Origin of the sequence: Enterococcus sp. CSURQ0835 (genome assembly GCF_902706605.1) — a bacterium.
Lineage (GTDB): Bacteria > Bacillota > Bacilli > Lactobacillales > Enterococcaceae > Enterococcus_A.
On the sequence record NZ_CACSLH010000053.1, the window covers coordinates 1 to 11,360 of the forward strand.

Consider the following 11,360-nt stretch of genomic DNA (forward strand, 5'->3'; position numbering starts at 1 on the left):
ATCTGATAGTGATGCGGTCGGTCAACCAGCATTATCTTATCATTTTGGGAGGATTTTTTGATACCACGCTAAAAGCTTTTTGGAACCACCCGCATAGCAGGTGGTTTTCAAATCATACAAAAAAAGCGAGTATGATTTAGGTTTACAACCTAAATCATGCTCGCTTTTTGCTATTTTAAAAAGTTAGTTGATGTTACTCGATTCCCACGCGTTTGAAAATCGTATCCACATTCCGCAGATGGTAATTGTAATCAAACGCATCATCTAAATCAGTCAAGCTCAAGACACCCATGATTTTTTCATCGGCTTCTAATAAAGGTCGGAACTGCGTTTGATGATCCCAAGCGTAAGCTGTTTTTGGTTGAACTAAATCATAAGCTTCTTCTCGCGTCATACCGTGATCGATCAATTTCAACATCACACGTTGACTGTAGATCAAGCCAAAAGTCGCAGCCATGTTCCGTTTCATATTTTCCGGGAAGACCGTTAGATTTTCTACGATCCGGCCAAAGCGCTGCAACATATAATCGACTAAAATCGTCGTATCCGGTACGATGATCCGTTCCGCTGACGAATGTGAAATATCCCGCTCATGCCACAATGAAACATCTTCATAGGCCGTCACCATATGTCCGCGAACGACTCGGGCTAACCCAGTCATATTTTCTGAACCGATCGGATTTCGTTTATGAGGCATCGCAGACGAACCTTTTTGACCTTTTGCAAAAAATTCTTCGACTTCGCGCGTCTCTGATTTTTGTAATCCGCGGATCTCGGTTGCAAATCGTTCGATCGACGTTGCGATCAAGGCTAGCGCAGCAAAATACTCCGCGTGTAAATCGCGCGGCAATACTTGAGTCGAGATTTCTTGGGCTCTGATACCAAGATGTTGACAAACGTATTCTTCAACAAATGGTGGGATATTGGCAAAAGTCCCCACCGCACCAGAAATCTTACCAGCTTCTACGCCTTTTGCCGCATGTTCAAAGCGTTCGATATTGCGTTTCATTTCAGAATACCAAGTCGCTAATTTCAAACCAAAAGTCGTCGGTTCAGCATGGACCCCGTGAGTGCGCCCCATCATGACCGTATTTTTATGTTCTTTCGCTTTTTGACCGATGATCGCTAGAAAGTCTTTCAAATCTTGGCGTAAAATATCATTTGCTTGTTTGTACAAATAGCCGTAAGCTGTGTCCACGACATCGGTACTAGTCAAACCGTAGTGGACCCATTTGCGTTCTTCGCCTAACGTTTCTGAAACTGCACGAGTGAACGCTACGACATCATGCCGCGTTTCTTGTTCGATCTCTAAGATGCGTTCCATATCAAAATTCGCTTTTTCTCGAATTTTTTTAACATCTGCTTTTGGGATCTCACCTAGTTCGGCCCACGCTTCATCGGCTAAGATCTCCACTTCTAACCATGCGCGGTAACGATTTTCATCCGACCAAATGTTGCCCATCTCTGCTCTTGTATAACGAGGTATCATTGTTTTCTCCTTTTAATCCCAAACTTGAGTTTTTTTCACCGCTTCAAGGGTCTTGTCGACGTCTTCTGTTAAAATCGTAACATGTCCCATCTTCCGCCCCGGCTTAGCCACCGTTTTCCCGTAATAATGAAAATGCCAATTTAATTTCTCGTCGATCAGTTCGTAACTTTTTACTAACTGTTCCCCTAGCACATTGACCATCACCGCTTTTTGATACAATTTCGGTTCAACTAGCGGCCACGCGCAAATACCGCGAATATGTGCATCGAATTGACTTAAAGAACAGGCTTCGATCGTGTAATGACCTGAGTTGTGAGGCCGAGGTGCTAGTTCATTGACGTAGATCAAATTATCTTTAGTTAAAAACATCTCGACACACAATGTTCCCACTAGTCCAACGGCATCAGCGATCACACGCGCGATTCGTTTCGCTTCTAACGCAACATCGCCATGGATATTTGCCGGTGCGATCGTTTCATGTAAAATATTTTGACGGTGGATATTTTCCACGACTGGATACGTAATATAATCTTCATAGCCGTTACCTGCGACCATGATAGAAATTTCTTTTTCAAACGGAATCCAAGCCTCTAGCACACACGTTCCTGCATGTAATAATTTCATCGCGGGTCCCAAGTCTTCCGGTCCATTCAACACATACTGGCCGTGGCCATCATAGCCGCCCCGAGTCGTTTTCAACACACACGGATACCCGATCCCTTCAATCGCATCTTGAATATCTGTCGGGCTGATGATCGTCGCATATGGTGCGATCACCACATTGTTGCTTTCCAAAAAAGTTTTTTCCATCAACCGATCTTGTGTGATCGCCAACAGGTCGGTGCCTTGCGGGATGTTTGCTTGATTTAAAATTTGATTCAACGCATCGACATCCACGTTTTCAAACTCATACGTGATCACATCGGTCCGCCGTGCTAGTTCTGCTAAAGCAAATTGGTCGTCGTATTCTGCTACGATTTGCCAATCTGACACTTGCGCCGCTGGACAATCTTCGGTGGGATCCACCACACCAACGCGAAAGCCTTTTTCTTTGGCACTCAACGTCATCATCCGACCTAATTGCCCGCCGCCAACGATGCCGATAGTTGCTCCTGGTTGTAAAGGTCTAGCCAAGTCGTTCACTACTTTCCAATACAGATTCTTTCATTTGCTGGCGATGATCCGCCAATTTTTCCGCTATTCTTTCATCATACATTGAAAGCATTTGACCTGCAAGTAGTCCGGCATTGACAGCGCCTGCTTTTCCGATCGCTGTCGTGGCTACCGGTACTCCACCAGGCATTTGAACGATCGACAGCAATGAATCTAATCCGTTCAGCGCTTTTGATTGAACCGGTACTCCGATCACCGGCAAGGTCGTCTGCGCGGCTACCATCCCCGGCAAATGAGCGGCACCGCCTGCTCCTGCGATAATTACTTTGATCCCTGCTTGCCGCGCATTTTTTGCAAAGTCAGCCATCAATTCAGGTGTCCGATGAGCAGAGATAACTTTTTTCTGGTAATCAATCTCCAATGACTCTAAACTTTTACACGCATGCTGCATCGTTTCCCAATCCGAAGTACTTCCCATGATAACTGCAACTTGTGGCTTCATAATTCGCTCCTTTCACTTTTCATCCACATTTTAGCAAGTGAATCTGGCAAAGTCAAAATAATTTTCGAATGATAAACGTTTTATTTTTATATTTGTTCGTGTTTAGGTGCTGGAAGCTAAAAAATAGACGAGCCTGTCCAAGTGACAAAAGCTCGTCGATCAATTTTAATGTTGCGTGATTTCTTTTCCCGTCAAAACACTAGGTTGTACTTCCTTTTCACTCGTTTTTTTAGGATAACCATGAAACAGTAGATTCAACACGATCGCACTAAGGCTGCTCATGACGATGCCGTTCCCCGTAAACATTTGTAAAGTGGCTGGCAGTTTCGCAAACAGCGTAGGCAATGAATTGAAGCCTAGACCAAAGCCGAGAGAGATCGCGATGATCAATAGATTCTTTTCATCATTGAAATCAACTTTCGACAACATTTTCATTCCTTGAACAGCTACCATCCCAAACATGACGAGCATCCCACCACCTAAAACAGGTTCCGGAATGATTTGTGCCAATGCGCCCACTTTCGGAAATAAACCTAAGATGATCAAAAAGAAAGCTGAAAAATAAATCGGACGCCGAGTTTTGATACCAGATAGTTGCACTAAACCAACATTTTGTGAAAAGCCAGTATAAGGAAAGGTGTTAAAGATCCCACCTAAAATTACCGCTAACCCTTCTGCTCGATAGCCACGTTTCAAATCCGCTTCTTGAATTTTTTTGCCGGTGATATCACCTAAAGCAAAGTAGACACCCGTCGACTCTACCATACTGACAATCGAAATAATGATCATCAAAAGAATCGAAAAAGGTTCAAATTTTGGCGTTCCAAAGTAAAAGGGTTGCGGCACGTGAAAAGTAGGCGCATGCCCGATCGCAGAAAAATCAACTAAGCCTAAAGCACCAGCCAACAAAGTTCCACCAATTAGGCCGACTAAAACCGCGATCGAACGGACAAAACCTTTGCCAAAAATTTGGATCGCTAAGATCAAGCCGATCGTGACAAAAGCTAACAGCAACGCTTTTGGATCACCAAATTGTTTGCTACTAGCATTACCACCACCCATTTTCGTTACCGCAACGGGAATCAACGTCAAGCCGATCGTCGTGATGACGGTTCCCGTTACGATCGGTGGAAAGAGCCGTTCCACTTTGGAAAAGAAACCAGCAATCAAGACGACGAAAATCCCAGCTGCAATAATCGACCCGTAGACCGTTCCGATCCCATGAGTCTGACCGATCAAGATCAGAGGTGCCACCGCTTGGATCGCACATCCTAAAACAACTGGCAACCCGATTCCGAAAAATTTCGTCACCGCTAATTGTAACAGCGTCGCGACGCCGCACATAAAAATATCAATCGAGATCAAGTACGTCATTTGGGATTCATTGAACCCAAGTCCGGTCCCGATCAATAAAGGTACAGCGACCGCACCGGCATACATTGCCAGTAAATGTTGCAACCCTAATACAGCTGCTTTGCCATCTGTTTGTCTGTTCAACTTAGGCGTCCTCCTTCAAAAATTCGATCTTGCCGTCATGTAATGAATCGATCCGAGCAAGTGAAACGACTGGAATGTCCATGGCTTCTAATAATGCTCGACCATCTTGGAAAGATTTTTCGATCAAGATCCCGATCCCCGCAACGTGAGCTCCTGCTTGGCGGCATAATTCGATCAATCCTTTTGCCGCTTGACCATTCGCTAAAAAGTCATCGATCAACAACACATTATCTTCTGCCGATAAAAACTTACGTGAAATCGAGATCGTGCTGGTCACTTGTTTTGTAAAAGAATAGACGGATGCGGTCAATAATTCTTCATCCATCGTTAAACTCTTTGATTTCCGGGCAAAGATCATCGGAACACCTAATGCTTGAGCGGTATAAACGGCTGGGGCGATCCCAGACGCTTCGATCGTTACGACTTTGGTGATTTTTTTATCAGCAAACACGTCAGCTAACCGTTTGCCCATCGCGTCCATCAACTCCGGATCAACTTGGTGCGTCACGAATTCATCGACTTTCAAGACACCTTCTCCTAGGACCCGTCCGTTTTTTTTGATACGATCTGTTAATTCTTTCATAACTCTCTCCCTCTCAAAAAATTGGTTTTAATCATTCATTAAACGAACTCTCGCTTAAATACAGACAGCTCGTCGAATTTGCACAAAAAAGCGTACCTTTTTCGTCTTAAGCAAAAAAGGTACGCAAACCGTACGATTTTTGCTCATAGTCTTGTGTTTACGGCACAAGGTAGAAACTGTCAGCCAAATCCTGACGATATACAAGCAGTTCATCTCTAAAGAAATGAAATATGATGTTGCTTATTATAGCACGAAATCAGCAACTGTCTAGCGATTCTAGGAGAGATTAAAGTTAAATGAGCAAATTTATCTCCGAATTAAATCGAGCTTTAAGATTTTTTTGTACGGATTTTTTCGATATCTCAGTGAAAACGGACGCAATTAAAATTTTTTAGTCGGATTTAATTGACTAGTGCAAATCCGATATTCAAGTACAAGGCAAAGGCTAACCACAGCCAGTAGGGAATGAGCAATAGCCCCGCCACCGGTTTGATCCGATAATAAAACCGAAATTGGAAAAAGACAACGACTAGTAATGCGATAATGATCAACGCGCCTAGAAATAATTGATCTCCACCAAAGAAGATGATACTCCAAAAAAAGTTCAAACCCAGTTGCAATCCATAAAGCCCAATGACAGTTAACACTTCTTGCTTTTTAATCACGTTCGTCACAGCGAGATAAAGAGAAAGCGCCATGGCTGCGTAAAGGATCGGCCAAACGATCCCAAACGTACTACCGGGTGGTGCAAATGGAATCTGATTGAATGATTCATAAATACCGCGGCTATCACCCGCCAACATGCCTGAAATAAATCCCACGACTTCAGTTACCACAACGAGTCCGATCAGTAACGGCCAACTTTTCTTCATGTAACTCCCTCCTTTATTCCATCATAACAAAAAAATCTACAGAATTATGACTACTAAGATTGAGAATTTAAATTTATCGTAAACTCCTATAACTGAAACAAGTAGGTTTGTGTCAGACTACAAAAAAGCGAGCCGATCGAATTGTTTTTTACAACTTCGATCAGGCTCGCTTTTTATTTGTTCATTTTTTGCTGACGGTTTTAAAATCATTCGTCTGTCGTCACGTCTTCCGTCAACGATACTTGTTGGAAAGTTAATTTATCAGCTAAAAGATCAATCACGACTTTAGTTTTTGGCAGGATCTTCCCAGCGATGATTTCTTTTGCTAATGGCGTTTCGACTTCTCGCGTGATGAATCGTTTCAATGGCCGCGCACCGTATTGGGGTTCGTAAGCATTTTCGGCGATCCAAGTTTTCGCTTTTTCAGAGATCTCTAATTGGATCTCTTGTTCTTCTAGACGTTTGGCTAATTGTTGGATCAATTTGTCAACGATCCCTGTAACATTGGCTAAACTTAACGGCGTGAACAAGATCGTGTCATCGATCCGATTTAAAAATTCAGGTTTGAAATGACCGCGCAGCAAGTTTTGAACTTGTTCTTTTGCGCTGTCTTCGATCTCACCGTCTTCAGTCACACCGTCTAATAAGATTTGTGAACCGATATTACTCGTCATGATCAAAACCGTATTTTTGAAATCAACGACTCGACCTTTCGAATCCGTTAAGCGCCCGTCATCTAAAACTTGTAACAAAATGTTGAACACATCGGGATGGGCTTTTTCGATTTCATCTAATAAAATGATCGTATACGGATTCCGTCGAACTGCTTCAGTCAACTGACCGCCTTCTTCATAACCGACATAACCAGGAGGTGCTCCCACTAAACGCGAGACAGCATGTTTTTCCATATACTCACTCATGTCGATGCGTACCATGTGATCTTCAGAGTCAAATAGATTTTCAGCTAACGCTTTGGCTAGTTCCGTTTTTCCGACACCCGTTGGCCCTAAGAATAAAAATGAACCAAGTGGCCGGTTAGGATCTTGCAGTCCCGCCCGCGAGCGTAAGACAGCATCAGCGACCGCGTCCACCGCTTCATCTTGACCGATCACGCGTTCATGGAGCGTTTGATTTAAATGAAGTAATTTTTCCCGTTCTCCTTCGACGAGTTTTGTCACCGGGATCCCCGTCAAACGCGCGACGACTTGGGCGATCTCATTTTCCGTCACCGATTCTTGGACCATGCGTAAATCACTGTGTTGATTTTTTTCATCTAAGGTAATTAGTTCTTTTTCTAATTTAGGAATCGTACCGTGACGTAAGACAGCGGCGCGTTCCAAATCATAATTATTTTCAGCGTCTTCTAATTCATGCTTGGCTTGATCGATTTCTGCCCGCTTGTTAGACACCGCATTGACTTCTTCTTTTTCAGTCTCCCATTGCAGCTTCATACTGTTAGCTTCTTCGCGCAGATCGGCTAACTCAGCTTGCAAACTAGCGAGCCGTTTTTTACTAGCATCATCAGTTTCTTTTTTCAAAGCGGCTTCTTCGATCTCTAACTGCATCAGTCGGCGTGTGACTTGATCTAACTCAGTCGGCATCGAATTCATTTCCACCCGAATGCTAGCTGACGCTTCATCGACTAAATCGATTGCTTTATCTGGCAAGAAACGATCGGTGATATAACGATTCGATAATGTTGCGGCTGCAACTAACGCATTATCATGGATATTAACGCCGTGGTGGATCTCAAAACGTTCTTTTAATCCCCGTAAAATACTGATCGTATCTTCAACTGTTGGCTCTTTGACTAAAACTTTTTGGAAGCGGCGTTCTAACGCTTTATCTTTTTCCATGTACTGTCGGTATTCATCTAACGTCGTGGCACCGATCAAATGTAATTCGCCTCGTGCTAACATCGGTTTCAATAAATTGCCGGCATCCATACTGCCTTCTGTCTTCCCTGCCCCGACGATATTATGGATTTCATCGATGAATAAAATGATTTGACCATCGGCTTTTTTGACTTCTTTTAAGACGGCTTTTAACCGTTCTTCAAATTCACCGCGGAATTTGGCTCCGGCGATCAATGATCCCATATCTAATGAGAAAACAGTTTTATCTTTTAAATTTTCCGGCACGTCTTTTCGTACGATCCGTTGGGCTAAACCTTCAACGATCGCCGTTTTCCCGACACCTGGCTCACCGATCAAAACAGGATTATTTTTCGTTTTACGTGATAAGATCCGGATCACATCTCGGATCTCTTCGTCGCGACCAATGATGGGATCTTGTTTGCCACCTCTAACTTGGGCAACGAGATCAACACCATATTTTTCTAATGCTTTGTAACTTTCTTCTTGATTTTGTGAGGTCACACGTTCTCCTCCTCGCATAGTTTGAATAGTTTGTGTTACTTCTTTCTCATTGATTCCTTGAGCGACTAAATACTTCGTCAAAGGATAATTTTTTAATTTCATCAATGCTAATAAAACGACTTCAGTTGATAAGTATTCATCTTGAAATTTTTCTCGCAACTGATCCGCTTCATTCAATAATGAAAATAAATTTTGACTCAAATTTTGCCCGTACTGGACATTACTGCCAGCAACAGTCGGATAGTGATCCAACTCCGAATCGATCTCTGCTTCAAAAGCTGCGAGGTCGACTCCGAGATCCGTATAAAAATTACGGCCGAAGTGTTCCGGCTGTAAAAATATTTTCCATAAGTGGATGATGTCGATTTCTTGATGTTTTCGCGTTACCGCCACTTGTTGTGCTTCTGCGATGGCTTCTTGTAACGTTGTGGTCATTTTTTCGATATTCATATAACTACCTCCCACAAAAATTTCCTAGTGAATCTCATTCACAAAAACTATTTTAACTCATTGGTCAAACTTGGTCAAACAATACGCTCAATATTCAGAATCTTTTTAGTTGGAAGTTTTGCAAAAAAAAGCTACAATTTGTTAAACGATTAAGAGGAGTGATATGATGATTTCACGTGCAATCGGTTTTGAAAAAGGTTTCCAAATCGCAGGCGGTAATCAGTTTGAAACATTTGAGATCATGTTGCCGAAACTTTCGGCCCAAGATATTTTAGTTAAAACGTTGGCGGTCTCCGTCAATCCTGTCGACACGAAGTTGCGACAAAATCCGAAAGGGATCAAGCAGCCCCATATTTTAGGCTTTGATAGCGTTGGCATCATAACGGAGCTAGGTGAAAAAGTCACCGACTTAGCTGTTGGCGACCGCGTTATTTTTGCTGGAACGACCAAACGTTTTGGCAGCAACAGTGAGCATCAAGTCGTTGATTCACGCATCACCGCTAAGTTACCAGAAGATTTTCCGATCGACGAAATGGCAGCGCTGCCCTTAACTTTTTTGACGGCGTATGAAGCTTTGTTCGAGAAAATGAATCTGATTCCCGAAGAAGCAGCTAATACCGGTGAACTATTAATCATCAATGGTGCTGGCGGAGTAGGTTCAATGGCGATCCAATTAGCCAAGTGGGCTGGCATGACAGTTTTAGCTACAGCTTCCCGAAAAGAAAGTCGTGCTTGGGTCAAAGAAATGGGAGCTGATCACTTGATCGACCACCATCAAAATATCACAGAACAAGTCCACAAATTAGGTTTTGATTTCGTACCAAATATTTTGATCTTGCACTCTACCGACCAATACTTCAATGAAATGGCCGCACTCGTCGCACCATTCGGACACATTGCATCGATCGTCGAGACTAGTCATGAGATCAACTTGCGACTCTTGAAAAACAAAGCCGCTAGTTTTGATTGGGAGTACATGTTCGCTAAAACGGATTATGATTTTAAAGTTGAAAGTCAAGGTGAAATTTTAGCGAAACTGATCCAGTTGTTGCAAGCTAAAAAAATCCAATCGACGTTAACGAAAGTGTTGCCAGGCTTTTCACCTGAAACTTTTTTCCGCGCGCATCAAATGATCGAAGATGACCAAATGATCGGCAAACTCGTGATCCACTTTTAAAAGTCTTCAAACCCTAAAAAAACTGCTGAGGAAATTTTTCTCAGCAGTTTTTTTGTTCAATCCTTTTTATTCGATTGTGAATTTCCCACTTTTGCTTCTTTCAGCTCTGAATTGATTTGTTTTTGTTTCGTGACTAACACGTAGAGCATGCCAACTAAAAACGGTAACAGATACGTACTATAACGATACAACAACAACGACGAGGCAGCATCGACTTTGCCGACTAATTGCCGAAATAAAATCACATAAATAAATTCAAAAGAACCGATCCCACCAGGTGATGGGATCACACCGGCTAACACGACTGTAAAACTGACAAGTGCGATACTTAAAATCAAATCTAACTTAGGATGCTGCCCTGCTAACACAAAATACGGGATCAAAAACCAAAGAGCCAGCTTGACACTGTTCGATAAAAAAACTCGCCAGATGACTGGTCGATTTGCCAAAAACGTTTGGATCGTCTCTCGCAAAGAATAGATCTGTAAGTTGATCTGGTCGACTGCCGCGCGCGATTTCGGTTTTTTGAACAGACGATTGCACAACGTGATCAAAAAAACTTGCGCGTTTAAGCTACTGCTCAAAACTAGCAAAACGACTACTACCGCAAGCGTTGCGACCATTCCTAAAACAATTAGATAAATCGCATGAGGGGATTCACGTTGTAAGGTCTTCAGCTGAGTCAGTAGTAAGACGAATGTCCAAAATAAGATCGCTAATTTATAAAGTGTCATGCGCAGTGCCACCACACCAGTCCCTTGAGAGATCTTCAACTCTTTTTTATGGTAATAAATGACTTCCGCAACGAGCGAGCCAGTCCCAAATGTAATCACGCGATAAAACATCATATACGCGCACGCAATCACCCCATCAAAAATCGTGAACCCCGGCTGATATAAGCCCGCGATATTTTTGATCGTGTAGCCTTCCACGAACAAACTTGCCACACCTAAAGCTGTTACCCCCAATAAAATCGGCCAAGAGGTAGCTAGTAATTCGATAAAGATCGCGCTCAATGAATCGCGGATCACAAAATAAATCAAACCGATCACTACCGCAAATAAAAGTAGATTAAGCACTAGCTTTCGGTTAACAGAAAGTTTCATCTCTTTCTCCATCCATCTTTTTCTTCCAGCCTACCACAAATAGGCGCCGAATAACAAATGAGAAAACAATCAAAACCACCCGTGTGAACGGGTGGTTTGCTCTTCGGCTGAAAGCCTCTATTACCGGCCACGGCCTAAAAGGCCCTCTGAAAGGTCTCCCTTCCGCACCACTTCTACTCGCTGATTCTAAAAG

General features: G+C 42.9%; 9 protein-coding genes and 1 riboswitch. Of the genes, 1 reads left to right on the top strand and 8 read right to left on the bottom strand.

Translation table 11 applies throughout. The features are described 5' to 3' along the window. Nucleotides 1-193 precede the first annotated feature (193 nt). From purB to clpB, 7 genes are all read right to left on the bottom strand, one after another. The gene (gene purB / locus GVJ38_RS13720; RefSeq protein WP_159723768.1) at nt 194-1,489 is read right to left on the bottom strand and encodes an adenylosuccinate lyase; all 1,296 of its coding nucleotides are present in this window, start codon (nt 1,487-1,489) and stop codon (nt 194-196) included. 12 nt (nt 1,490-1,501) lie between these two features. After that, nucleotides 1,502-2,623, bottom strand: coding sequence for a 5-(carboxyamino)imidazole ribonucleotide synthase (purK, locus tag GVJ38_RS13725; protein ID WP_200849521.1), 1,122 nt, complete (start codon nt 2,621-2,623; stop codon nt 1,502-1,504). Then, nucleotides 2,616-3,104, bottom strand: coding sequence for a 5-(carboxyamino)imidazole ribonucleotide mutase (purE, locus tag GVJ38_RS13730; protein ID WP_159723770.1), 489 nt, complete (start codon nt 3,102-3,104; stop codon nt 2,616-2,618). The genes purK and purE overlap by 8 nt, the downstream gene beginning before the upstream one ends. A gap of 165 nt (nt 3,105-3,269) precedes the next feature. Beyond that, nucleotides 3,270-4,544, bottom strand: coding sequence for a nucleobase:cation symporter-2 family protein (locus GVJ38_RS13735; protein WP_235032920.1), 1,275 nt, complete (start codon nt 4,542-4,544; stop codon nt 3,270-3,272). A gap of 58 nt (nt 4,545-4,602) precedes the next feature. After that, nucleotides 4,603-5,184, bottom strand: coding sequence for a xanthine phosphoribosyltransferase (locus GVJ38_RS13740; protein WP_159723772.1), 582 nt, complete (start codon nt 5,182-5,184; stop codon nt 4,603-4,605). Nucleotides 5,185-5,310: 126 nt separating this feature from the next. Further along, a riboswitch (purine riboswitch) is annotated at nt 5,311-5,408 on the bottom strand. A gap of 177 nt (nt 5,409-5,585) precedes the next feature. Continuing rightward, nucleotides 5,586-6,056 (bottom strand): TspO/MBR family protein, encoded by a 471-nt coding sequence (locus GVJ38_RS13745; RefSeq protein ID WP_159723773.1) that lies wholly within the window; start codon nt 6,054-6,056, stop codon nt 5,586-5,588. Between the two features lie 206 nt (nt 6,057-6,262). Further along, entirely contained in the window at nt 6,263-8,884 is a 2,622-nt protein-coding gene (gene clpB, locus GVJ38_RS13750; RefSeq protein WP_159723774.1) for an ATP-dependent chaperone ClpB, read from the bottom strand. A gap of 163 nt (nt 8,885-9,047) precedes the next feature. Between clpB and GVJ38_RS13755 the strand changes: the two genes are divergently transcribed. Then, nucleotides 9,048-10,061: a zinc-binding alcohol dehydrogenase family protein gene (locus GVJ38_RS13755; RefSeq protein ID WP_235032917.1), complete on the top strand. Its 1,014-nt coding sequence runs from the start codon at nt 9,048-9,050 to the stop codon at nt 10,059-10,061. 56 nt (nt 10,062-10,117) lie between these two features. Here the strand turns inward: GVJ38_RS13755 and GVJ38_RS13760 are convergent, their stop codons facing one another. Next, nucleotides 10,118-11,179 (bottom strand): lysylphosphatidylglycerol synthase transmembrane domain-containing protein, encoded by a 1,062-nt coding sequence (locus GVJ38_RS13760; protein ID WP_235032919.1) that lies wholly within the window; start codon nt 11,177-11,179, stop codon nt 10,118-10,120. Between the last annotated feature and the right edge of the window lie 181 nt (nt 11,180-11,360).

Coding starts and splice junctions, on each gene's coding strand:
- purB (WP_159723768.1), bottom strand. CDS start 1,489: ATGATACCTCGTTATACAAGAGCAGAGATGGGCAACATTTGGTCGGAT.
- purE (WP_159723770.1), bottom strand. CDS start 3,104: ATGAAGCCACAAGTTGCAGTTATCATGGGAAGTACTTCGGATTGGGAA.
- GVJ38_RS13735 (WP_235032920.1), bottom strand. CDS start 4,544: ATGTATGCCGGTGCGGTCGCTGTACCTTTATTGATCGGGACCGGACTT.
- GVJ38_RS13740 (WP_159723772.1), bottom strand. CDS start 5,184: ATGAAAGAATTAACAGATCGTATCAAAAAAAACGGACGGGTCCTAGGA.
- GVJ38_RS13745 (WP_159723773.1), bottom strand. CDS start 6,056: ATGAAGAAAAGTTGGCCGTTACTGATCGGACTCGTTGTGGTAACTGAA.
- clpB (WP_159723774.1), bottom strand. CDS start 8,884: ATGAATATCGAAAAAATGACCACAACGTTACAAGAAGCCATCGCAGAA.
- GVJ38_RS13755 (WP_235032917.1), top strand. CDS start 9,048: ATGATGATTTCACGTGCAATCGGTTTTGAAAAAGGTTTCCAAATCGCA.
- GVJ38_RS13760 (WP_235032919.1), bottom strand. CDS start 11,179: ATGGAGAAAGAGATGAAACTTTCTGTTAACCGAAAGCTAGTGCTTAAT.